20 protein-coding genes are annotated in these 23873 nt (G+C 67.8%); 10 read left to right on the forward strand and 10 right to left on the reverse strand.

The window, feature by feature from the left end:
- The first annotated feature begins 28 nt into the window (after positions 1–28).
- The 5 genes from ACUTR7_RS01140 to ACUTR7_RS01160 all read left to right on the forward strand — a co-directional run bounded on the left by ACUTR7_RS01140 (position 29) and on the right by ACUTR7_RS01160 (position 6391).
- Entirely contained in the window at positions 29–631 is a 603-nt protein-coding gene (locus ACUTR7_RS01140; protein ID WP_063325974.1) for an isochorismatase family protein, read from the forward strand.
- A gap of 189 nt (positions 632–820) precedes the next feature.
- A complete protein-coding gene (locus ACUTR7_RS01145) occupies positions 821–1492 on the forward strand; it encodes an outer membrane protein (RefSeq protein WP_071956055.1) in 672 nt (223 codons plus the stop codon).
- 116 nt (positions 1493–1608) lie between these two features.
- Positions 1609–3495 (forward strand): propionate--CoA ligase, encoded by a 1887-nt coding sequence (locus ACUTR7_RS01150; protein ID WP_445607888.1) that lies wholly within the window; start codon positions 1609–1611, stop codon positions 3493–3495.
- Between the two features lie 166 nt (positions 3496–3661).
- Complete coding sequence (locus tag ACUTR7_RS01155) at positions 3662–5050, forward strand: phosphomannomutase/phosphoglucomutase (protein WP_445607889.1); 1389 nt, start codon at positions 3662–3664, stop codon at positions 5048–5050.
- Positions 5051–5065: 15 nt separating this feature from the next.
- Complete coding sequence (locus ACUTR7_RS01160) at positions 5066–6391, forward strand: 3-deoxy-D-manno-octulosonic acid transferase (protein ID WP_445607890.1); 1326 nt, start codon at positions 5066–5068, stop codon at positions 6389–6391.
- Between the two features lie 37 nt (positions 6392–6428).
- Here the strand turns inward: ACUTR7_RS01160 and ACUTR7_RS01165 are convergent, their stop codons facing one another.
- The 8 genes from ACUTR7_RS01165 to ACUTR7_RS01200 form a co-directional block, all read right to left on the reverse strand.
- Positions 6429–7853, reverse strand: a complete 1425-nt coding sequence (locus ACUTR7_RS01165; RefSeq protein ID WP_198818951.1) for a sensor histidine kinase — start codon at positions 7851–7853, stop codon at positions 6429–6431.
- A gap of 2 nt (positions 7854–7855) precedes the next feature.
- Positions 7856–8533: a response regulator gene (locus ACUTR7_RS01170; RefSeq protein WP_013802240.1), complete on the reverse strand. Its 678-nt coding sequence runs from the start codon at positions 8531–8533 to the stop codon at positions 7856–7858.
- Positions 8534–8903: 370 nt separating this feature from the next.
- Complete coding sequence (locus ACUTR7_RS01175) at positions 8904–10379, reverse strand: TolC family outer membrane protein (protein ID WP_099733510.1); 1476 nt, start codon at positions 10377–10379, stop codon at positions 8904–8906.
- A gap of 90 nt (positions 10380–10469) precedes the next feature.
- On the reverse strand, positions 10470–10817 hold the full coding sequence (locus ACUTR7_RS01180; protein WP_012205782.1) for a rhodanese-like domain-containing protein: 348 nt from the start codon (positions 10815–10817) through the stop codon (positions 10470–10472).
- 77 nt (positions 10818–10894) lie between these two features.
- Positions 10895–11605: a protein-L-isoaspartate O-methyltransferase family protein gene (locus ACUTR7_RS01185; RefSeq protein WP_012205781.1), complete on the reverse strand. Its 711-nt coding sequence runs from the start codon at positions 11603–11605 to the stop codon at positions 10895–10897.
- 43 nt (positions 11606–11648) lie between these two features.
- Positions 11649–14876: an efflux RND transporter permease subunit gene (locus tag ACUTR7_RS01190; protein ID WP_445607891.1), complete on the reverse strand. Its 3228-nt coding sequence runs from the start codon at positions 14874–14876 to the stop codon at positions 11649–11651.
- 2 nt (positions 14877–14878) lie between these two features.
- Positions 14879–16120 carry an efflux RND transporter periplasmic adaptor subunit gene (locus ACUTR7_RS01195; RefSeq protein ID WP_445607892.1) on the reverse strand — a complete coding sequence of 414 codons (1242 nt, stop codon included), beginning with the start codon at positions 16118–16120 and terminating at the stop codon, positions 14879–14881.
- Positions 16117–16815: a TetR/AcrR family transcriptional regulator gene (locus tag ACUTR7_RS01200; RefSeq protein WP_013802244.1), complete on the reverse strand. Its 699-nt coding sequence runs from the start codon at positions 16813–16815 to the stop codon at positions 16117–16119. Before ACUTR7_RS01200 ends, ACUTR7_RS01195 begins: the two co-directional genes overlap by 4 nt.
- 146 nt (positions 16816–16961) lie before the next feature.
- Here ACUTR7_RS01200 and msrA point away from each other — a divergent pair, with 146 nt between their 5' ends.
- From msrA to ACUTR7_RS01225, 5 genes are all read left to right on the forward strand, one after another.
- The gene (msrA, locus tag ACUTR7_RS01205; RefSeq protein ID WP_445607893.1) at positions 16962–17498 is read left to right on the forward strand and encodes a peptide-methionine (S)-S-oxide reductase MsrA; all 537 of its coding nucleotides are present in this window, start codon (positions 16962–16964) and stop codon (positions 17496–17498) included.
- A 115-nt stretch (positions 17499–17613) separates the two neighbouring features.
- The gene (locus ACUTR7_RS01210) at positions 17614–18111 is read left to right on the forward strand and encodes a Fur family transcriptional regulator (RefSeq protein WP_225613983.1); all 498 of its coding nucleotides are present in this window, start codon (positions 17614–17616) and stop codon (positions 18109–18111) included.
- Positions 18112–18162: 51 nt separating this feature from the next.
- A complete protein-coding gene (locus ACUTR7_RS01215) occupies positions 18163–18471 on the forward strand; it encodes a hypothetical protein (protein WP_445607894.1) in 309 nt (102 codons plus the stop codon).
- Positions 18472–18593: 122 nt separating this feature from the next.
- Complete coding sequence (locus ACUTR7_RS01220; RefSeq protein WP_445607895.1) at positions 18594–19049, forward strand: hypothetical protein; 456 nt, start codon at positions 18594–18596, stop codon at positions 19047–19049.
- A 240-nt stretch (positions 19050–19289) separates the two neighbouring features.
- The gene (locus ACUTR7_RS01225) at positions 19290–21488 is read left to right on the forward strand and encodes a TonB-dependent receptor domain-containing protein (protein WP_428144935.1); all 2199 of its coding nucleotides are present in this window, start codon (positions 19290–19292) and stop codon (positions 21486–21488) included.
- Between the two features lie 34 nt (positions 21489–21522).
- On the opposite strand, the gene ACUTR7_RS01230 is transcribed toward ACUTR7_RS01225, so the two are convergent.
- Positions 21523–22584, reverse strand: coding sequence for a tyrosine-type recombinase/integrase (locus ACUTR7_RS01230; RefSeq protein ID WP_180319449.1), 1062 nt, complete (start codon positions 22582–22584; stop codon positions 21523–21525).
- Positions 22585–22866: 282 nt separating this feature from the next.
- Positions 22867–23736, reverse strand: a complete 870-nt coding sequence (locus ACUTR7_RS01235; RefSeq protein ID WP_071956044.1) for a pirin family protein — start codon at positions 23734–23736, stop codon at positions 22867–22869.
- Positions 23737–23873: the final 137 nt, after the last annotated feature.

The raw sequence follows: 23873 nt of genomic DNA on the forward strand, positions 1-23873 counted from the left end.
CGCCCCATATTCCCAAGAAAGATCCGCCATGCTGCTTGAAGCCACCGACTCCCAGCTCGTACTCGTCGATTACCAGGAGCGCCTGATGCCGGCCATCTTCGAGGGACCGGCAGTTCTGGCCAATGCCGTGAAGCTGGCGCGCCTGGCGCAGCTGGTGGACGTGCCGGTCTTCGGTACCGAGCAGAACCCCTCGCGCCTGGGCGCCAACGACGCCGAACTGCGCGCGCTGTGCGACCGGACCCTGTCCAAGATGCATTTCAGCGCCGTGGCCGAGGGCCTGGGCGAGTGGCTGCGTCCTCCTGCACGGCCCCAGGGCGGCAATGCACGCAGCCTGCCCAAGCACCTGCAAAAGCCCCAGCAGCAGGCGCCCGAGCGCAGCATGGTGGTGATTGCCGGCTGTGAAGCCCATGTCTGCCTGCTGCAGACGGCGCTGGAACTGCTGGAAGATGAGTTCGATGTCTGGGTCGTCACCGACGCCTGCAGCTCGCGCACCGAGCGCAACCGCGATGCCGCCTTCGACCGCCTGGCCGGCGCGGGTGCCGAGCTGGTGACCACGGAGATGGTGGCCTTCGAATGGCTGCGCAGCTGCGAGCATCCGGCCTTCAAGGAGCTGCTCGCTCTGGTCAAGTAAGGCCCGGATTCCTGGTTCCGCCGTCTTGGGGCGCTCTTTGGAGCGCCTTTTTTCATGGTGGCCTGTCTATTCTCGGGAGGCGGGCTGCCGCTGCACCGCGTAGTTCTACGGAGCTGCGTGCGTAGCCGGCCGAATAGGCGCGGGCAGGGCGTTTTTCTACAGTGGCGGCATTCCCCCAAGAGAGACTGTATGAAGCACGTTCTGACCTTCACCGCCCTGATCCTGACCGCCTCGGGCAGCGCTTTGGCTGCCGACCATTTCTATGGCGCCGTCCGCATCAACTCCGCCAACTACAAGGCCCACGACATGGACTCCAGCGCCCGCCCCGGCCTGGGGCAGTTCGTGCCTGGTGACGACAGCCGCCGCGCCACAGGCGGCTCTCTGGCCCTGGGTTATCAGCTCCCGTCGGACTGGCGTCTGGAAGCTGAGTACACCCTGCCCAGGAGCAACGAATTCACCAGCGGCTCCACGCGCTTTCCCTCGAGCTTCAATCACCACAGCATCCGTTCTCAGCGCCTGATGATCAATGCGTACAAGGATTTCCCCCTGAACGCGCAGTTCTCCGTGTACGGCACGGCGGGCCTGGGCCTGGCCCACCTGCAGTCCAGCGGCTGGCAAGGCAATCCGAATCGCCAGTACTTCAGCGATTCCCAGAACAATCTGGCCTATGCGCTGGGCTTTGGCGTCAGCTACTCGCCGATTCAAAAGGTCAGCATCGATCTGGGCTACCGCTATGTGGGCATGGGCAAGACCCACAGTGGCGCCAACAACTTCACCAATGTCCGTGGCCTGCAGGATGAGCAGATGCGCGCCAAGCTGAGCTCCAGCGAGATCTCGGTCGGCCTGCGCTACAGCTTCTGAGTTTGAAGGGGGCCTGTCTGCCCGCGCAGCGCGGAGTTGTCAGCTTTGGGCAAGCGCATTATGAATAATTATGAATTCAGAAGCCGCCAATCCATGACAACGACAGGAGACAGACAATGGCCCCGCGTTTCGACGATTTCCACCGCCGCTCCATCGAGGAGCGCGATGCCTTCTGGGCCGAGCAGGCCCGCCGCATCGACTGGCATGTGCCGCCCCGGCGCATCTGCGACTACGACAATCCGCCGTTTGCACGGTGGTTTGTCGGGGGGCAGACCAATCTCTGCCACAACGCCGTGGACCGGCACCTGGCCGAGCGCGCCGACCAGAACGCGCTGATCGCCATCTCCACCGAGACCGGCACGGAAAAGGTCTACACCTACCGCGAACTGCATGCCGAGGTGCAGCGCATGGCCGCCGTGCTGCAGTCGCTGGGTGTGCAAAAGGGCGACCGCGTTCAGATCTACATGCCCATGATTGCCGAGGCGGCCTTTGCCATGCTGGCCTGCGCGCGGCTGGGTGCCATCCATTCGGTGGTGTTCGGCGGCTTTGCGTCGGCGGCGCTGGCCTCGCGCATCGACGATGCCGAGCCCAAGGTCATCATCAGTGCCGACGCGGGCTCGCGCGGCGGGCGCGTCGTGGCCTACAAGCCCTTGCTGGACGAGGCCCTGCAACAGGCCAGCCACAAGCCAGCGGCCGTGCTCATCGTGGACCGGGGCCTGGCGCCTGCGCCCATGCGCGCCGGGCGTGACCACGACTGGGCCAGCCTGCGTGCGCTGCACGCCGACGCCCAGGTCGCCTGCACCTGGGTGGAATCCACCGACCCCAGCTACACGCTCTACACCAGCGGCACCACGGGGCGCCCCAAGGGCGTGCAGCGCGATACGGGCGGCTACACGGTGGCGCTGGCCGCCAGCATGCCGCTGATCTTCGGGGCCGAGGCAGGGCAGACTTTTTTCTGCACCAGCGACATCGGCTGGGTCGTGGGCCACAGCTACATCATCTATGCGCCGCTGATCGCAGGCATGGCCACCGTGCTCTACGAGGGCCTGCCCATACGCCCCGACGCGGGCATCTGGTGGAGCATCGTGGAGAAGTACCGGGTCACCCACATGTTCTCGGCGCCCACGGCCATACGCGTGCTCAAGAAGCACGATGCCGAGTACCTGCACCGCCACGATATCTCCAGCCTCAAGGCGCTGTGGCTGGCCGGCGAGCCGCTGGACGAGCCCACGGCGCAGTGGATCAGCCAGGCCCTGGGCAAGCCCATCATCGACAACTACTGGCAGACCGAGACCGGCTGGCCCATCCTCACGCTGTGCAACGGCGTGGAGCAGCAGACCACGCGCTTCGGCAGTCCCGGCAAGGCCGTCTATGGCTATGACGTGAAACTGATCGACGAGGCCACGGGCGAGGAACTGCTCGGCGCCGGGCAAAAGGGCGTGCTGGCCATCGAGGGACCGCTGCCGCCGGGCTGCATGCAGACCGTCTGGCGAGACGACCAACGCTTCGTCAACACTTACTGGAAGAGCATTCCTGGCCGCATGGTCTACAGCACCTTCGACTGGGGCATTCGCGACGAGGACGGCTACTTCTTCATCCTGGGCCGCACGGACGACGTGATCAACGTGGCCGGCCACCGCCTGGGCACGCGCGAGATCGAGGAATGCATCTCCGCCCACCCCCAGGTGGCCGAAGTCGCCGTGGTCGGCGTGGCCGATACGCTCAAGGGCCAGGTGGCGCTGGCCTTTGCCGTGCCCCGGACGGCGCTGGAGGGCGACGCCGAGCGCGCGGCGCTGCAGGCCGATGTGATGAAGCTGGTCGATGCACGCCTGGGCGCCGTGGCCCGGCCCTCGCGCGTGGTCTTCGTCAGTGCGCTGCCCAAGACGCGCAGCGGCAAGCTGCTGCGCCGCGCCATGCAGGCCGTGGCCGAGGGGCGCAACCCGGGCGACCTCAGCACCATGGAAGATCCGGCTGCGCTGGCCCAGGTGCAGCAGCAGCTGTGAGGCAGGGCGCGCGCCGCAACCGCTTTCAGCCGGGGTGATGTGCGCCGGCGCCCCTGCCTGCCGCGCCTACAAGCCTGGCGCGCCTACAATTGCGGCTTGGGCCGCAGCCGGGCCAGGTTCCAGGCTGCGGCGCCCTGTTTTCAACCGACGAGAAAGCGTTTTCGACGTGCAGGTCGCATCTTCCATCTTCAAAGCCTATGACATCCGCGGCATCGTGCCGTCCACGCTCAACGAGGAGGTCGCACTTGGCGTGGGCCGCGCCTTCGGCATGGCGGCCCTGGCGGCCGGCGAGACCGTGGTGGCCGTGGGACGCGATGGCCGCCTGTCGGGACCCTCGCTGTCCGCGGCGCTAATCGCCGGCCTGACCGAGGTCGGCATCGAGGTGATCGACATCGGCCTGGCCACCACGCCCATGCTGTACTACGCGGCCAGCACACTGGCGCGCTCGGGCATCCAGGTCACGGGCAGCCACAACCCCAAGGACTACAACGGCTTCAAGATGGTGCTGGCCGGCCGCGCCATCTACGGCGAGGAAATCCAGGCGCTGCGCCGCCGTGTCGAGAGCGACGACTGGACGATCACGGGCACCGGCAGCGTGCGCCGCGCCGATGTGAAGGCCGACTACCAGGCGCGCATCGTGGGTGATGTGAAGCTGGCGCGCCCCATCAAGATCGTGGTGGACTGCGGCAACGGCGTGGCCGGTGCCTCGGCGCCCGGCATCTTCCGCGCCCTGGGCTGCGAGGTGATTGAGCTGTTCTCCGAAGTGGACGGTGAATTCCCCAACCACCATCCCGACCCCAGCAAGCCCGAGAACCTGCGTGACGTGATCGAGGCGCTGCGTACCACGGATGCCGAGCTGGGCCTGGCCTTCGACGGCGACGGCGACCGCCTGGGCATCGTCACCAAGGACGGCCAGAACATCTTCCCCGACCGCCAGATGATGCTGTTTGCCAAGGACGTGCTCTCGCGCGTGCCGGGCGGCAGCATCGTCTATGACGTGAAATGCACGCAGCGCCTGGCGCCCGCCATCCGCGAGGCCGGGGGCGAGCCCGTGATGTTCAAGACCGGGCACTCCCTGGTCAAGGCCCGCATGAAGGAACTGGACGCGCCGCTGGGCGGCGAGATGAGCGGCCACATCTTCTTCAAGGAGCGCTGGTATGGCTTCGATGACGGCACCTACGCGGGCTGCCGTCTGCTGGAGATCGTCAGCCGCGAGGCCGACCCCAGCGCCTTGCTCAACGCGTTGCCCACCAGCTTTTCCACCCCTGAACTGAATGTGGCCTGCGCCGAGGGCGAGCCCCATCGCCTGGCCGCCGAACTGCAGGCCCTGGCCGCCGAGACCTTTGCCGCACCGGCCCAGGTCAGCACCATTGACGGCCTGCGCGTGGACTGGGCCGACGGCTTCGGCCTGATCCGCGCCAGCAACACCACGCCCGTGCTGGTGCTGCGCTTCGAGGGCCAGACCCAGGAGGCGCTGTCGCGCATCGAGGCGCAGATGCTGGCGCTGCTGGAGCGCGTCAAGCCCGGCGCGCAGGTTGGCGGCGCCGCGCACTGATTTGCGCGCAAGGCGATGACTTCACGCTCTCCCACGTCCTGGGCGCGCGCGCTGTACAGCGCCGTGACCTGGGCGGCGCAGCCGCTGCTGCGCCGCAAGCTGCTGCGCCGCGCCGAGGCCGAGCCCGTCTATGCCGAGCACATTCCCGAACGCTTTGGGCGCTACCAGCCGGCCACGCTGGGGCAGGACGGACATGGCCGGTGGATCTGGATTCATGCCGTATCGCTGGGTGAGACGCGCGCTGCCGCCATCTTGCTGACCGCGCTGCGCGAGCGCCTGCCCGGCATGCGCCTGCTGCTGACCCATGGCACGGCCACAGGCCGCACCGAAGGCCGCCGGCTGCTGCAGCCCGGCGACCTGCAGGTCTGGCAGCCCTGGGATACGCCAGCGGCCGTGCGCCGCTTCGTGCAGCAATTCAGGCCAGCGGTCGGCGTGCTCATGGAAACGGAGGTCTGGCCCAACCTGGTCGCCATCTGCCGCGAAGAAGGCGTGCCGCTGGCGTTGGCCAACGCACGGCTCAGCGACAAATCACTGGGCCAGGCGCTGCGCGTGGCGCCGCTGGCGCGGCCCACCTATGCCGCCCTGGCCGCCGCCTGGGCGCAGACTGAGGACGATGCCCGGCGCCTGCGCCTGCTGGGTGCGCCCGTGCGCGGCGTGCTCGGCAACCTGAAATTCGATGCGCGTCCGGACGCTGCGCTGCTGGAGCGCGCCCGGCAATGGAAGTCCGGCCTGTCCCGCCCTGTGGTGCTGCTGGCCAGCAGCCGCGAGGGCGAGGAGGCCATGCTGCTGTCCGCCCTGCGCACGCTGGGGCCGGCAGGCCGGGCCGTGCAATGGCTGGTCGTGCCGCGCCATCCGCAGCGCTTTGACGAAGTGGCGACGCTGCTGGCTGGCGGCGGCCTGCATGTCTCGCGCCGCAGCCAGTGGGTGGGTGGCCCGCCCTGCGGGGCTGCGGCGGATGACATCGACATCTGGCTGGGTGATTCGCTGGGCGAGATGGCCCTGTACTACGGCCTGGCCGACGCCACGCTCATGGGCGGCAGCTTTGCGCCGCTGGGCGGCCAGAACCTCATCGAGGCCCTGGCCTGCGACTGCCCCGTGGTGCTGGGGCCGCATACCTTCAACTTCAGCGAAGCCTCGGACCTGGCCTGCGAAGCCGGCGCCGCGCTGCGGGCGCCCGACCTGGAGCACGGGCTGCGCCTGGCCGTGGACCTGGCCGGGGACCGCCAGTCCCACGCCCATGCCGTGGCCCAGGCGCGCGGCTTCCTGGACCAGCACCGCGGGGCCGCACAGGCCACGGCGCAGGCAGTGGCCGGGCTGTTGCAGTCCCAACCGTTGCACTGAGCACTAAGTTTTAGGCCGGCGGTATCCGCAGGCCGAATCAGCCGGCCTCCTGCAGCACCGGCAGGCTCACGCTCGCCAGCAGCCCTCCATCCTCCGCACTGAGCAGCTCGATGCTGCCGCCGTGCCGCTCGGTCACGGTCCTGGCGATGGCCAGGCCCAGGCCGCTGCCGCTCTGGCTTTGGTCGGGTACGCGGAAGAAGCGGTCGAAGACGCGCTGGCGCCAGGCCTCGGCGATGCCCGGGCCACGGTCGCGCACCTGGAGCACGGCCTGGTCGCCCTGGCGCTGCAGGCGCACGCTGATGGTGGCGTGCGCGGGGCTGTATTTGACGGCGTTGTCCACGAGGTTGTCGATCAGCGAGACCAGGCCTTCGCGTTCGCCCATCACGCTCAGTGGCTCGCTGGCTTCCAGGGCCAGTTCCACCGGGCGGCGGCAGGCCAGGGCGTCGAGTGCGGCGAGCCGGTCCTCCAGCAGCAGGTCCAGGCGCAGCGGCTGCATGGCCATGCCGGGCGCTTCGGTCTCGCTGCGCATGAGTTGCAGCAGCTGGGCCACCATGCGGCTGGCGCGCTGGTTGCTGCGCAGCAGGCTGTCCATGAGTTCCTGCTGGCGCGGTTCGCTGCCAAGGCGCAGCAGGGCCTCGACGTTGACGTGCATGGCTGCCAGCGGCGTGCGCAGTTCGTGGGCTGCATCGGCGATGAGGTTGCGCTCGCGCTCGCTGCTGGAGCGCACGCGGGCCAGCAGGGCGTTGATGTCCTGCACCAGCGGCCGCAGCTCGGCGTGTGGCGGCGCATAGGTGAGCGCGCTGAGGTCGTCGGGGCCGCGTGTGGCCAGCTCGTCGCCCACGCGGCGCAGCGGGCGCAGCGCCGCGCGTACCGACCACCAGGCAGGAAAGGCCAGGAAGGGCAGGCTGATCAGCAGCGGCAGCAGGTAGTAGCTGCGGGTGTTGAGGGTGATCAGCAGTTCCTTGAAGGACGGCAGCATCAGCGTGACTTCGGTCTGGCCCGAGGCCGAGCGCAGCGTGCTCATGCGCCAGGTCTGCCCTTCGAAATCTATGTCCTCGACCGTGTCCAGCACGCGGTTGCGCAGGGTGGGTGCCGGCGTGGGCGAGCGGTACAGGAGCTGGCCGCGCTGCCAGACCAGCAGCGTGGGCGTGAAGCGGATGTCGTCGTCTCCGTCGCCGTACTCATGGCGCAGGGCCGTGTCCAGCGCGGCCAGGCTGTGCTGCTGGCGGTCCGGAAGGTCGGCCAGGTCCTCGGCCACAGCCATGACAAGTTCGTAGACAGGCTTGCTGACCAGCAATTCATTGTGGAAGTGGGCCATGTAGATGGCTGCCACCAGCAACGCGGTCCAGATCGCGGTGAGCACGCCCATCTGGGCCAGCAGCATCCGCCGGCCCAGTGTGGGCCGCAGCCAGCGGCGCCATCTCGGGCTGGCCTGTTGCCCCTGCAGGGTATGCGATGTCATGGTCAGGACAGGGGTGCCATCGGCTGCGAGTCGATGACATAGCCAATGCCGCGCACCGTGCGTATGAAGCCCGGCCCGATCTTGCGGCGCAGGTTGGAGACATGGACCTCCAGCGCATTGCTGCCGTTGGCGCTGCCGCCCGGGATGACTTCCTCCTCGATGCCGCTGCGTGTGACCACGCGGTCCATGCGCCGCAGCAGCAGGGCCAGCAGGTCGAATTCGCAGCGGGACAGCTCGACGTTCTGGCCTGCAACGCTGACACGGCGCGTGGGCTCGTGCAGCGACAGGCCGCGCAGATGCAGCGTTCCGTCGCCCTGCCCATAGCTGCGGCGTGCCAGGGCGCGCACGCGTGACACCAATTCGGCCAGGGCAAAGGGCTTGACCAGATAGTCATCGGCGCCGCTGTCCAGGCCGTGCAGCCGGTCATGCAGGCTGTCGCGTGCGCTCAGGATCAGCACGGGCAGGCGGCGCCATTCGCGGCGCAGGCGCGTGAGCAGGCTGATGCCGTCGCCATCGGGCAGGCCCAGGTCCAGCAACACCATCTCGAAGCTTTGCTGCTCCAGCGTGCGCAGCGCATCGGACAGGCGGCGCACCCAGACCACGTCCATGGCGTGATCGCCCAATGCGATGCGCACGCCATTGCCCAGATCCAGATCGTCCTCCACCAACAGCAGTCTCATCGTGTGTTTCCTGTGCCGCTCCCATGCCGCGGACCGGCGCCTGCGGGAGGGCTGCCGCGAGTATCGGTCAAGGCGGGGCTCAGGCGCTTCAGCATCCCTTCAGGAAAGCCGGGGCAGGTCTTCAGGCTGGTTTGCCACAGTGGCCCGCTCGACAACTCCCACGAAGGCAAGGCGCGCATGCCAAGACTCTCCCGCTGTTCCTTGCTGAGCCGTCTGGCGGTGCTGTGCGCGCTGGCTGCCTGGATGCTGGTCGTGGCGGGTTTGCGTGCCTCGGCTTTCCCAGAGCACAGGGCTGCGGCGCCAGGCGCGCGGCCCACGGCGGCCGGGCATCAGCCCGGGGCACTGCCGGCCGTGCGGGCACTTCAGGGATTCAAGGGGCTGGCGCGCGGAGCGACAGCGCATCGATGGCGCGCAGGTCGTCGTCGCTGAGCGTGCCGGCCGCCTGGCGCAGCTTGAGCTGGCCCAGCAGCACCTGGTAGCGCGCCAGGGCCAGGTCGCGCTGGGTCTGGTAGAGCTGGCTTTGCGCGTTGAGCACGTCGATGTTGATGCGCACGCCGACCTCGTAGCCGAGCTTGTTGGCGTCCAGCGCGCTTTGGCTGGACGCCAGCGCGGCCTCCAGCGCCTTGACCTGGGCCTGGCCCGACTGCACGCCGAAGAAGGCCGTGCGCGTGCTCTGCTCCACGTTACGCTGGGCGTCGTCCAGCTGTGCGCGCGCCTTGTCTTCCAGCGCCAGGGTCTCCTTGATGCGGTTTTGCACGGCAAAGCCGGCAAAAAGCGGCAGGTTCATGACCACGCCCACGCTGGCGGCATTGGTGCGGTAGCTGGTGCCGATCTGCGGCGTGACCGAGCCATTGGGATAGCGGTTGACCACGTAGCCGGCCTGCAGGTCCACGGTGGGCTTGTGGCCGGCCTCGGCTTTCTTCGTTTCCAGCTGGGCGATGTCCAGCGCCAGGCGGGCCTGGCGCAGCTGGGGCTGGCCTTGCAGGGCGGTGTCCACCCAGGACTGGGCGTCGGAGGGCATCAGGGCCGGCAGTTGCAGCGGCTGGGCCAGCGGGCGGGGCACGGTGCCCACGGCGCCAACGATCTGGTCCAGCACCAGGCGCTTGACGCGCAGATCGTTCTCGGCGGCGATTTCCTGCGCGCCGGCCAGATCGAACCGGGCCTGGGCTTCGCGCGAATCGGTGATGGTGGCCGTGCCGACCTCGAAGTTGCGCTTGGCAAATTCCAGCTGCTGTGCAATGGCCGCCTTCTGTGCCTTGACCACGGCCAGGCTGTCCTGGGCGCCGAGGACATCGAAGTAGGCCTGGGCCACGCGAACCAGCAGGTTCTGCTCGCCGCTGTCCAACTGGGCGCGCGCCACGTCCACGCCGCGCTGGCCCTGGTCGTAGGCGATCTTGTTGGCCGGACGGTACAGCGGCTGCTGGGCGCTGAGCTGCAGGTTCTGCTGGGGCGAGCGAAAGCTCCCCGGCAGCACGCTGACTTCCACATGCGAGGTGTTGGCACCGGCCTGCAGACCCACGCTGGGCAACAGGCCCGAGCGTGCCTGCTCGGCGCGGCTGGCGGCCGCCTGGGCGTCGGCCTGCTGGGCCTGCCACTGGGCGTCGTAGCCGCGGGCCTTGGCCACCAGTTCGGACAGGTTCTGGCCCGTGGCCGCAGAGGCTGTCAGAGAGGGCAGGGCAGACTGCGGGGCCGCAGGGGCGGGCGCAAGGACGGCTGGGGCAGGAGCCTGTGCCAGGGCCGAGCCCATGCCCGCCGCGCACAGCAGCAAGGCCATGTGGCGCAGGGGCCAGGCGTATGGGCGGGTCAGGGCGGAAGCGACAGGGGCAAGGGGCCGAAGCAGGGGCATAGAGGTCCTCGAATCAAAACACAGTCGTCACGAAGCACCGGGGACGGCGGGTGTGCCGCCGTGTCCCGGGTTTCTTTTGCGTGTTGCCGCTCAGTAGCGCGGCACGCCTGGGTCGCGCTCGCGCGACCAGGCATCGATGCCTCCGCTGATATTGGCCACGGTCTCGAAGCCGTTGTTCATCAGGAAGGCAGCGACATGCATGCTGCGTGCGCCGTGATGGCACAGGCAGGCTGTGGGGTGATCCGGATCGAGTTCCTGCAGGCGCGAGGGAATCTCGCCCATGGGGATGCAGCGCAGCTCGAAGCCCTCGGGGCGTACGCTGGCCTGGGCCACTTCCCAGGGCTCGCGCACGTCCAGCACCAGGGGCAGGGCATCGGAGCCGCTGGAGTGCTGGTTCAGCCAATCGTTGAGTTGCGCGGGAGGCACTTGGGGAAGCATCGGAAAGATCCTTGCGGAATGAAGTGGAGTTGCCGCAGCGGCCGAAATCCTCTGGACCCGGGCCGCCGTGGCGGATTTCAGAACGTGAAGCGCGAAGGCTCTTCGAAGTTGGCCAGGCGTGCGGTCACCACGTCCCAGGGCTGGCTGGTTTCGAACTGGTGGCCGTTCTTTTGCACCAGCGTGAAACGCATCATGGGCAGTTGGCCGACGATGGCTGCCAGGCGGCCGCCGTCGTTGAGCTGGGCCAGCAGGGCCTGCGGCACCTGGGCGACCGAGCCGCTGAGCACGATGGCGTCGAACTGGCCCAGAGCGGCCGCTGCCGTGGCGCCATCGGCCAGCTTGACCTCGGCATTGGTGATGCCGGCGCCCAGCAGGTTCTCGCGGGCCATCTCGGCCAGCTCGGGCACGATCTCCAGTGTCACGACTTCCTTGGCCTGGGCGGCCAGCAGGGCGGCCATGTAGCCCGAGCCGGCGCCGATTTCCAGCACGCGGTCGGTGGGCTTGATCTTCAGGTCCTGCAGCATGCGGGACTCGATGCGCGGGGCCAGCATGCACCAGCCCTTGGCGGCGGCTTCCTCGGCCGGGGCGACCAGGGGGATTTCCAGGTCCATGAAGGCCAGGCCGGCATGCTCGGGCGGCACGAAATTCTCGCGGTGCACCTTGCCCAGCAGCGCCAGCACTTCTTCATCAAGCACGTTCCAGGGGCGGATCTGTTGCTCGATCATGTTGTAGCGCGCGTGCGCTTGGGCGCTGTGGTGTTCGGGCAGGCTGTTCAGGGGCAGGCTCATGGGGTATCTCCGGAGAAAGACTTGTCAGGACAAACCTTTGATTCTACGAGTCTCGCGGCGGGGTGGGGGCGCTGGCGGCGCCTTGGCCGGGTGCCGCGTCGTGCCGGTTGCCGTTCCACAGGCGCCGCAGCCACTGGGAGAAGTCGTCAAGGTAGCAATAGACCACGGGCACGACCACCAGGGTCAGCAGCGACGAGGTGACCACGCCGCCGATCACCGACTGGCCCATGGGCGCGCGCTGCTCGGAGCCTTCGCTGAGTGCGAAGGCCAGCGGCACCATGCCGAAGATCATGGCCAGCGTGGTCATCAGAATGGGGCGCAGCCGCACGCGCGCCGCCAGCAGCAGGGCCTGCTCGCGCGGCAGGCCGTCGCGGATCTGGCCGGTGTCCGGGTCGCTGTGCGGCCCGCGCGCGCGGATGGCGAAGTCCACCAGCAAGATGGCGTTCTTGGTGACCAGTCCCATGAGCATGACCACGCCGATGATGGAGAACATGGACAGGGCGGAGCCGAACATCATCAGCGCCAGCACCACGCCGATCAGCGTCAGCGGCAGCGAAGTCATCAACGCCAGCGGCTGCAGGAAGCTCTTGAACTGGCTGGCCAGGATCATGTAGATGAAGATGATGGCCAGCGCCAGGGCAGACACCGCATAGCCGAACGATTCGTTCATGCTCTTGGTGGCGCCGCTGAACTGCGTGCGGTAGCCGGGCGGCAGGGCGATGTCGGCCAGGGCATTGCGGATGTCGGCCGAGACCTCGCCGCTGGAGCGCAGGTAGACGTTGCCGCTGAAGGCGACCTCGCGCGTCATGTCGCGGCGGTTGATCTGGCTGGGGCCGGTGGCGGGCGTGACGGTGGCCACCTGGTTCAGCCGCACGATGCGCATGCCGCCGTCGCCCGAGGTGGAGGGCAGGGCGAAGGGCAGGCGCTCCAGGTCCTGGGGCGTGCTGCGCGACTCGGGCGCCAGGCGCACCTTGACGTCATAGGTCTGGTCATCGCTGGCGCGCCAGTTGCCCACGGTCTGGCCCGCCACCCAGGTGCGCAGAGCGGTTGCCATGGAGCCTACCGACAGGCCCAGGTCGGCGGCCGCATCGCGCCGCACGGTAATGTCGATCACGGGCTTGTCGGGCTTGAGGCTGCTGTCCAGGTCCACCAGTCCGGGAATGCCGCGCAGGCGTTCCATCACCACGCGGTTCAGGCGCTCCAGCTCGCCCAGGTCCGGGCCCTGCAGCGAGAATTCGACCTGTTTTTGCCCGCCCACGGGCTCGCGCTGGCCCACATGGGTGACGGTGATGCCGGGCACGCTTTGCAGCTGCTCGCGCAGCACGCCCGAGAGTTCATCGCCGCTGCGCTGGCGCAGGTGGCGGTCCAGCAAGCGGATGTAGATGCTGGCGTATATCTTGCCCTGGGCCGTGCCGGTGTTGATGGTGGCCAGCGTGTAGCGGACCTCGGGCAGGGCGCGGATGATGGCATCGACCTGGCGGGCCTTGGCCTCCGTGGCCTCGATGGACGAGCCCACGGGCGTGTTGAAGCTCACCGTGGTTTCCGAGAAATCGGCCTTGGGCACGAATTCCGTGCCCAGCAGCGGCACCAGGAAGATGCTGGCCACGAAGATGGCCAGCGCCGCCGCCAGCGTGGTGATCTTGTGGCGCAGCGCCCAGCCCAGCACGTCCTGGTAGAAGTGGGACAGCGAGTCGGTAGCGCGCTCGAACCAGGCCGTGACCCGACCCAGCGTGCGGTCGTAGAGGCTGTTGCCGCGCTTGTCGCCATGGGCGTGGATGGTCGGGTCATGCCAGACGCTGGAGAGCATGGGGTCCAGCGTGAAGCTCACGAACATGGAGATCATCACGGCTGCCACGATGGTGATGCCGAATTCGTGGAAGAACTTGCCGATGATGCCGCCCATGAAGCCGATGGGCAGGAACACCGCCACGATGGACAGCGTGGTGGCCAGCACGGCCAGGCCGATCTCCTGCGTGCCGTCCAGCGCGGCCGCATGCGCGTCCTTGCCCATCTGCACGTGGCGCACGATGTTCTCGCGCACCACGATGGCGTCGTCGATCAGCAGGCCCACGCACAGCGACAGCGCCATCAGCGTGATCATGTTGATCGAGAAGCCGAACCAGTACATGAACAAAAAGGTGCCGATCAGCGCAATGGGCAGCGTCAGCCCCGTGATCACCGTGGAGCGCCAGGAGTTCAGGAACAGGAAGACGATGAGCACCGTCAGTGCCGCGCCCTCGATCAGCGTCTGGCGCACGTTGTTGACGGCCACGCGGATGGGGCGGGCGCTGTCGGCAATCGGCTCCAGCCGCACGCCGGCCGGCACTTCGGCGGCGATCTCGCGCAGCGTGGCGTTCAGGCCGTCCACGACTTCGATGGTGTTCTCGTCCTGGGCCTTTTGCACGGACAGCAGCAGGGTGCGGCTGCTGTTGTACAGGGCCACGGTTTCCAGTTCGCCCGCGCCGTCCTGCACGCGCGCCAGTTGGCCCAGCCGCACGGGAGCGCCGCCGCGCTGGGCGACGATGATGCGCTCGAAGTCCTGCGGGCGCTTCATGCGTGCGTCGATCTGCACCACGCGCTCCTGCTCGCGCGAGCGGATGGCGCCCAGCGGCAGGTCCTGGTTCTCGCTGCGCACGGCGTTCACGATCTGGTCGGGCGTGATGGCATAGGCTTCCAGCGCCTCGGGCTGCAGGTAGATGTTGATTTCGCGCGGGGTGGCGCCCACCAGGTTGACGGCGCCCACGCCGCGCACGTTCTCCAGCCGTTTCTTGAGGACCTGGTCGGCCCAGCTGGTCAGCGCGACGGCATCGGGCGCCTTGGCGCCGGCATCGGCCTGGGGCAGCACGGCCACGGACCAGATGGGCGAGCTGGCCGGATCGAAGCGCAGCACGCGCGGCTCCTTGACCTCGTCGCGCAGGGTGGGGCGCACCGAGGCCACCTTCTCGCGCACGTCCTCGGCAGCGCGGCGGCCATCGACATGCAATTGGAATTCGATGATGACGACGCTGGTGCTTTCATAGCTGCGCGAGGTCAGCGCGTTGATGCCGGCAATGGAGTTGACGCCTTCCTCGATCTTCTTGGTGACCTCGGACTCCACGATCTCGGGCGAGGCGCCCGGATAGTCCACCGTGACCACGACCACGGGGAAGTCCACATTCGGGAACTGGTCCACTTTGAGGCGCTGGTAGGAAAACACACCCAGCACCATGAGGGCCAGCATGAGCATGGTGGCGAACACAGGGTTGGCCAGGCTGACGCGCGTGAACCACATGGTCAGCGGGCTCCGGGGGCTGGCGCAGCCTGGGGTTGCTGCACCTGTTGCAACGGTTGCAACTGCACGGCCGTGCCCGCGCGCAGGCCGCCCACGCTGCCGGCCAGCACCCTGTCACCGGCCTGCAGGCCGCTGGACACGGCAATCCAGGTGGCGCCATCCTGCGCGCTCTGGCTGCCCAGCGTGACCGGGCGGTGCTGCACTCGCAGCAGCGCCTTGTCCGCTTCGGACTCGCCCGCAGGCTGCAGCAACTGCACATAGGGCTGGGGCTGGTCGGTGCGCACGGCGGTCAGGGGCACGGCCAGCTGTTCGGTCTGCCCCGTGACGATGCTGCCCTGCAGGTACAGGCCCGGGCGCACGATGGGGATGGATCTGCCGGCGGCGCCTGCGTTGACCGGTGCAGCCTGCACACGCAGATAGACGGCCACGCTGCGCGAACCTGCCTGGGCGCTGGGGTTGATGCGCACCACGCGCGCGGGCACGGCGGCCACATCGTCGCCCGCGCCCTGGACCTGCAACTGGGCCTGCTGGCCGACCTGCACGCGCACCGAATCGGCGGGCGCCAGCTGGGCCACGACTTCGAGGTCGGACGGATCGACGATCTCCAGCACCCGCGTTTCCACGCCCACGCGCTCGCCGTCCTGCACCAGGCGCTGCGCGACCTGCCCGTCCATGGGACTGCGCAGCACGCTGTCGGTCACGCTCTTGCGGGCCACATCGGCGGCGGCCTGGGCGGCGGCCAGGTTGGCGCGTGCGGCGTCGAGGTTGGATTGGGAGGTGGCCAGCGCCGTGGTCGAAATGAAGCCTTGCGTGACCAGGGCCTGGTTGTTGTCGTGCTGGCGCTGGGATAGCTGCAGCTGCGCCTGGGCCGCGTCGGCCTGCTGGCGGGCCTGGCGCCAGCGGGCCTCGACCTCGGTGGCGTCCACGCGGGCCAGTTCCTGGCCCTTGCGCACGCTGTCACCCTCGCGCACCTGCAGGCCGCGCAGCTCGCCGGCCACATAGGCCTTGACCACGGCGCTGCGCACGGCCTGCACCACGCCGCTGACGGGCACGGTCAATTGCAGCTGGCGCGGCTGCAGCTGCACCACTTCCTGCGGACCCACGCGCACCGGCATCTCGCGCGGCTGGGTGGCTGCGGCGATGGCGCTTTGCTTGCTGTGCCGGGTGGATGCGGCGCGCCATACGCTGGCGCCGATGGCGATCAATAAGGCCAGGCCGATCAGCCAGCCGGTGCGACGCTTCATGGTGTGGGCGGGGAGGAGGGTGGTGTGGTGGCTGCAAGGGGCTGGCACATGCCATGCAGCAGGTAGTCGATCTGGGATTCCAGAAACTGCTCGGGATCGAAGTCACCATGGGGCAGGCAGCCGCCCAGCGAATGCTTCCAGATCATCAGAAACATCATCGGGGCGACCACGCAGTGCACGGACAGGTCCAGATCCATGGGCCGGAACTCGCCGCGCTCGACGCCGCGCTGCAGGATGCGCCGGATCAGCTCATGGCCTGGAAGAACCACTTCCTGGTGGTAGAACTGAGACAGCTCGGGAAAATTGCCCGCCTCGCTGAGCATGAGCTTGGTGATGCCCGACGCCTTGGTGCTGCCGATGCGTTCCCACCAGGACTTGAAGCAGTAGCGCAGCAGATCGGTTGAAGGTGCGCAGTAGTTGTCGAGCTCTTCGCTCCACTCGCCGAAGCGGCCCGCGATGCTGTGGCGCACCACGGCCTTGAAAAGCTCCTGCTTGCTCGCGAAATAGAGGAACAGCGTGCCCTTGGAGACCCCGGCGCGAGCGGCGACTTCTTCGACGCGGGTGGCGGCGTAGCCCTTTTCCACGAAGAGGTCGAGTGCCGCTTCCAGCAACTCGCCGGGACGCTCCTGCTTGCGGCGGCTGCGCTTTCCGGAAGGCTCGGCGGGTGCGGGTGAAGAGGCGGGGGAGTCGGTCACGGAAAATTAATGACTGATGGGTTAGTTATCGTAACCGCAGAACCGTTCGTCGTCACCTGGCTTGTGCATGGGCTAACCTGTAGGAGCGACGGCCCGCATGCATTGCGTGTGGTCATTTTTTCGATTTCTTCACAGAAAAGGCGCATATGGCGATTGAAACCATTTATCTGGGCGGCGGCTGTTTCTGGTGCACCGAAGCCGTTTTCGACCGCGTGCGCGGCGTGAGCGACGTGCAAAGCGGCTACGCCAATGGCGATCTGGACGATCCCAGCTACGAAGACATCTGCACCGGCGAGACCGGACATTCCGAGGTCATCCGCGTGCAGTTCGATCCTGCCGTGATCCCGCTGCGCGACCTGCTCACCGTGTTCTTCGGCACGCACGACCCGACCACGCTCAACCGCCAGGGCAACGACGTGGGCACGCAGTACCGCAGCGGCATCTACACCACGAATGAGCAACAGGCCGAAGTGGCGCGCACGCTGATCTCCGAACTCACCCATGCCGGTGCCTACGACGCGCCCATCGTCACCGAGGTGCAGCCCCTGGCCAGCTACTGGCCGGCAGAGGACTATCACCAGGACTACTTCCTCAACCATCCCAACCAGGGCTACTGCGCCTTTGTCGTGGGGCCCAAGGTGCAGAAGTTCCGGGGCGCCTTTGCGCGCTGGGTCAAGCCGTGAGTGGGTGGCGGCGCGTGATGTAAGCGGTTGTGATTTGCAGGCATAATGCAACCCGGTTGCGATAATGCCGCCTGGCTGCCCCTGCTGTGTTCAGTGGCCTGACCTTTGATCACCCATGTCCTTGCCGATCCCCACTTCCCTGCCCATACCTGCCGGCATGCGTTCGACGCGTGCCACGCGGGCCGTGCTGGCGATGTGGGAGTCGCGGGCCGACGCACTCCTGAGCGAAGCCGATGTGGAAGCGGCCCTGCACGCCCAGGGCGTGCAGGTCAACCGCGTCACCGTCTACCGGCTGCTGGACCGCCTGGCGGCAGCCGGTGTGTTGCGCCGCAGCGTGGATGCTGCCCGCGTGGCCCGCTACGGCCGGTCCGTGCCGGGCGCGGCCAGGCAGGCCGATGCCGCTGCGCATTTCGAATGCGCGGATTGCCACAGCGCTTTTCGGCTGGGCGGCGAGGGCGGTGGGGGCGGCGAGCCGCTGCAGGCCGCTTTGCTGCAACTGCGCCAGGCGCTGGCCGCCAGCGGCCTGCAGGGCCGGGCCATCGATGTGGCGGTGACAGGGCTGTGCCAGGACTGCAGCAGTGCAGGGCCATCCCGAAATGCCCCGTCCGCCTGAGGCGATCGCCCTAGCCCCTTTCTTCTCTTGCATAGCTCTTCAGGATTTCGCATGACCCTTGCACCATTGCGCTCCGTTTCCTTGATCCTGGCCGCTGTCTTCCTGGCCACAGCAGCCCAGGCACATGACCACGACCACGCGAAAGCCCAGCCGGACGCCAAGGCACAGGGCGCCTCGGCGCCGCTCGATGCCCATGCCCGGGCCGACATGGAACGCCATCGCGCCATGGCCAAGGCCCACGAAGCCGCCGCGCAGTGCCTGGCAGCCGGCCGTGACCACGAACAATGCCAAAAGCAACTGCAGGCCGATTGCAAGGGCCTGGCGCTGGGCAAGTTCTGCGGCATGCGTCATGCGCATTGAGTGCGGTCCTGCCCGCCGTGTGGCGCCGTGAGCAATCGCCAGTCTTTGTGACGGGATGGTGAAACCTGCCCCGCAAATTGGCGCATACACTCTGCGCTGCCCATCCAGCCCCTGATCCCTCCATGTCCTTGCAACCCCCGGAACGTCACTTGCCAGCGCAGGCCTCAAGGCTTGCGTTGCGCGGCGCCGTGCCGGGTCGGGCCTGGCTGGTGGCCTGGCTGCTGGTCTGGTCCATTGCCCTGGCGCCGTTGCTGGGCCAGATGCACCGCGTGGTACACGCGGGCGGCCTGGCCGCAGCCACGCTCCATGGCCCGGTGGAGGTGGTTGCCACTTCCTGCAATGCACCTGTCGATTGGGTCCATGCGCTGTTCTCGGGCCACGGCCCGGCGGATTGCCAACTGCTGGACCAGTTGCACGAAGGCATGGCGGGGCCGCCATCCGCCGTGGTGCTGCCGCCTTTCTGGGGCGAGCAGGCCGAACCCGTCCAGCCGGTCGTCGTGCGCGATGGCCGCATGCTGGCGGCCTTTTTCGATGCGCGGGGTCCCCCGCATCCCATCACTGTCTACCTGGCGGCTTGAATCTCCGGGACTGGCGCTGCATGCGCCTGTCCTGCACAGCCGTTTGGCCGCGCCTTGCTGCATTGATCGCAACAAGGCGCCGCGCCCAGGTCCGGCAGTTCCTTGAATGCATATCCGATCGGATGGCCGCATGCGCCTGCAGGGCGCGCCGTGGCCGTCCGCTTCCGACGCCATTTTTTGCAGCGCCCGGATTTCCACGCCCCGCAGGGCCGTGGCCGGCCGCTGCCGGGAAGACCAGTGATGAGAGTGACAACAAAGCAATACCACCAGGACGCCAAGGCGCAGGGGGAGAGGACGAAACTGCGCCCGCTGCTGCAGCAACTGCTGCTGGCAGGCGTGCTGGGCCCGGCGACGGGCGGCCTGGCCATGGCGGCAGAGCCTGCCGACCCCGTACCCGCAGCAGGGCCCGCAGCCGCAGCTGCTGCCGAGGCGGGCGCGCCGCGCAGTGATGCCCCCGTGCTCAATGAGGTGACGGTCAAGGCCAGCGGCCTGGGCCTGACCTCGGCCGACATGTCCACGCCGGCCACGGTGCTGGAAGGCGACGTGCTCACGCTGCGCCAGGCCGCCACGTTGGGCGAGACGCTGGACGGCGAGCCCGGCATCCACGCCAGCCATTTCGGCGCAGGCGCAAGCCGGCCCATCATCCGCGGCATGGACGGCCCGCGCGTGCAAATCCTCAGCGATGGCTCCGAGCTGCACGATGCCTCCACCATCAGCCCTGACCATGCCGTGGCCAGCGAGCCCATGCTGGCCACGCAGATCGAGGTGCTGCGCGGCCCCTCGGCGCTGATCTACGGCGGCGGTGGAGCCATGGGCGGCGTGGTCAACATCCTGGACGACAAGATTCCCACGTCCATTCCCAAGAACGGCATCACGGGCTCGGCCCAGCTGCGCGGCAGCACCGGCGCGGGCGAGACGGCGGGCGCTTTCTCGCTGACGGGCGGCGCCGGCCAGCTGGCCATCCACGCCGAGGGCATGGCGCGCGATGCCGGCGACTACCGCGTGGGCAGCGGCTGGGCGCCCAACGGCCAGTCCCAGGGGCGCGTGGGCGGCAGCTTCAACCGCACGGACACGGGCAGCCTGGGCCTGTCCTGGATCGGCACGCAAGGCTACCTGGGCCTGGCCTACACGCGCCAGACCGCGCGCTATGGCCTGCCAGGCCACAACCACAGCTTCGAGGGCTGCCACACCCATGGCGACCATCTGCACTGCGGCGGCCATGACCACGGCGACGAGGACGGACATGACCATGGCGGCGACGAACACGATCACGACCATGGCAGCGTGCCGGTGGTCGATCTCAACAGCGAGCGCTGGGATCTGCGCGGCGAATGGCGCAATCCGACGGCTGGCATCGCGGCGCTGCGCGTGCGCGGTGGCTGGACCGACTATCGCCATGACGAGATCGAAGGCGGCCAGGTCTCGACCACGTTCAAGAACCGCGCCCATGACCTGCGCGTGGAGGCAGAGCTGGAGCCCATCGCCGGCTGGCGCGGCGTCATCGGCCTGCAGACCGTGCAGCGCAAGTTCAGCGCCGAGGGTGAGGAGGCCTATGTGCAGCCCACCGAAACCCGCCGCAACAGCATCTACCTGCTGGAGGAATACCGCTGGCAGGACTGGCGCTGGCAGGCTGCGCTGCGCCACGAGCGCCAGACCGTGGACGCCCAGCAAAGCGGCATCTCGCGCAGCCACAGCGGCACATCGTTCTCGCTGGGCTCGGTGTGGAAGTTCACCCCGGGCTACAGCCTCTCGGCTTCGCTGACGCAGGGCAACCGCCTGCCCACGGCCGAGGAGCTGTACGCCAACGGCCTGCACATGGCGACTTCCACCTATGAGCGCGGCAATGCCGACCTCAAGCGCGAACGCTCGCAGGCGCTGGACATCGGCCTGCGCAAGACGGCAGGCGACACCACGTTCAGCGTCAATGCCTTCCACCATCGCGTTAAGGGCTATATCTACGGCGCCACGCTGGATGAACACGATGGCCTGCAACTGCTGCAGTACACCCAGGCCGATGCACGCTTCACCGGCGTGGAGGGCCAGGTGCGCCAGAAGCTGTCGCGCCAGTGGGGCGTGACCCTGTTCGGTGATGCCGTGCGTGCGCGGCTGGAAGACGGCTCCGCCTTGCCGCGCATCCCCGCGGCGCGCGTGGGCCTGCGCGTGGACACCTTCTACAAGGGCTGGGATGCCCAGGCCGAATGGGTGCAGGTGCTGCGCCAGAACCGCGTCACCGCCTATGAGACCGAGACGGACGGCTACGGCATGCTCAACGTCTCTGCCAGCTACACACTGCGCACCTCGGGTGGCATGCCCTGGCAGTTCTTCATCAAGGGCAACAACCTGACCAACCGCCTGGCCTTCGCCCACACCTCGTTCATCAAGAACGCTGCGCCGCTGATGGGGCGCAATATCACCGTGGGCGTCAAGGTGTCGTTCTAAGGCGTGTTGCCCGCTGCGCTCCCCGCGCCGTCTGCTACAGGTAATGCTGCAGATGGCGCAGGGCGCGCGCGCTGTCAACGCCTATCCACTGCACGACTTCGGTCTCGGCACGGCCCGCGCGCAGCCACTGCACGATGGCCGTGTTGCGCAGCACCTGCGGGCCGACGCGGTGCAGCGGCGCCTGCTGCGCCGAGGCAGGCTGCGCGGCATGGGCGCGCTGTATCAGTTGCGATGCCACATGGAACAGCACGCGCACTGACAGCGGCTGCCCCTCACGCGAATAAAAGACCGTGGCATCGGGTTGAACGGCCTCCGGCCCGCGCTGGCCGGCGCTGAAGCCTTTCCAGTCCTGCAGCGCTTTCACCACCGTTTCCGACAGATCCAGCGTGCGCTGCTGCGCGGCGCGTGCGCCATCGATATGCAATTGACAGGGGAGGCCATCGCCTGGTCCGGCGCATTGCACATCGCGCCAGCACAGGCCGCGCACCTCCTCGGGCGCCAGCGCCAGTTCGTACAGCAGCAGCAAGATGGCGCGGTCGCGCGCCGACTGAAAGCCGTCGGCCATCGGTATGTGGCGGGGCAGGGCATTCCACAGCGGTGCGGGAAGGCAATGGCCCTGGCCGTCTTCGGCAGGTGGGCGTTCCTGCGGCGCCAGCCCTGCGGCGGGATTGGCGCTGACCCAGCCGTGGTCCAGCGCATGGTCGTAAATGCGCTCCAGCAATCGCCAGTAGCGCCTGCGCGTGACCTCGCTGATGCGGCGGCCGGGCTGGTGGCCCGACAACTGGCCTTCGCGCGGGCGCAGGAAATTCTGGACATCAACAGCGGTGGCTTGTTGCCATGCGCGGGCCTTCGCCTTGACTTTCCCTTTCGGCGTGGCAGGGGAGGGGGGACCTTCTTTGGCTGACATGCCGGCATCGCCCAGGCTGCGCAGCCAGGCACGCCATACCTTTTCGTAGCCGCTGTCGGGTGCCGTGTCCAGGGCATCCCAGCCCTTGGCGCCCTCGGTTTCCAGCCAATGCCGGAACAGGGCCAGTCCGTCGGGGACAGTGGACGGCGGCTTGCCGGCAGCGGGTGCCTGAGATGGTGATGAAGTCATGGGCGTTGAGAACAAAACGAGTCAACCAATGGAGCTGTTCAATGTAACTTACATGAAGTCAAGCGGCAACCTTGTTATCGACTGATGGACACCAGTGGCGACAAGTCGCCAGAAAAAGAGCCGTTCGGCTTGGATTCGAGTCCTTGGCACGTCTCTAGAGTGTGTTGTGCACTTTCAAGCATCCGCGCCGGCTCTGCGCGCTGGTGATCGCAAGCGCTGGTCCAGGGGAAGCAAGGGGAGGGCAGAAGGCGGCCCCTGTCCTCAGGACAGGGGCCGCAGCGGTCAAGCCGCCATGCGCCCGAATCGGCCAGCGTTGAAGTCGGCAATGGCCTCGCGGATCTCGGCCTCGCTGTTCATCACGAACGGGCCGTGGCCCACCACGGGCTCCTCGATGGGCTCGCCCTCCAGCCACAGCACGGTGGCGTCGTTGTTGGCCTCCAGGCGCACCAGATCAGCCTCGCGATCGAAGTGCACCAACTGGCCTTCGCGAACAACCTCGTCGTCGTTGACCAGCACCGTGCCATGCAGCACGACCAGGGCCAGCGTATGTCCGGGCTTGGCGCGCAGTTCGGTGGTGCTGCCGGCTTTCAGGCGCAGGTCCCAGACATTGATGGGCGTGAAGGTGCGCGCCGGCCCCTGGCTGTTGCCAAAGGCTCCGGCAATCACCCGCACCCGGCCTGAGCCGCCTGGCAGTTCCACGGACGGGATCTGTCCATCCACCAGGGTCTGGTAGCCAGGCGCAACCGACTTGTCCCTGGCGGGCAGGTTCACCCACAGCTGCACCATCTCCAGCCGCCCGCCGCGTTCGGTGAACGCATGGGAATGGAATTCCTCATGCAGGATGCCCGAGCCGGCCGTCATCCACTGCACGTCGCCAGGGCCGATCAGGCCGCCAGCACCGGTCGAGTCCCGATGCTCGACTTCGCCCTCATAGACGATGGTCACGGTCTCGAAGCCGCGGTGCGGATGCACGCCCACGCCGCGAGGCTGGGCAGCCGGCTCGAAGCTGGCGGGGCCTGCGTGGTCCAGCAGCAGAAAGGGGCTCAGAGCCGCACCATGGTTGCCATAGCTGAACAGCGAGCGCACGGGAAAGCCGTCGCCCACCCAATGGGCACGGGGAGCGCTGTAGACGCCGAGCATCTTCTTGAGCATTTGCTTCTCCTTGGGAATCGTGGCTGCCGCAGCGTTAGCGCCAGCCACTTTTTGCACATGGGAGAATCTTAGGATTTGAACGATGAATGCGGTAGATAGCAAAATTTGCCTTCATCGTTCTGAATAAAGAACAATGA

The organism is Delftia sp. NA_296.1 (assembly GCF_052692095.1).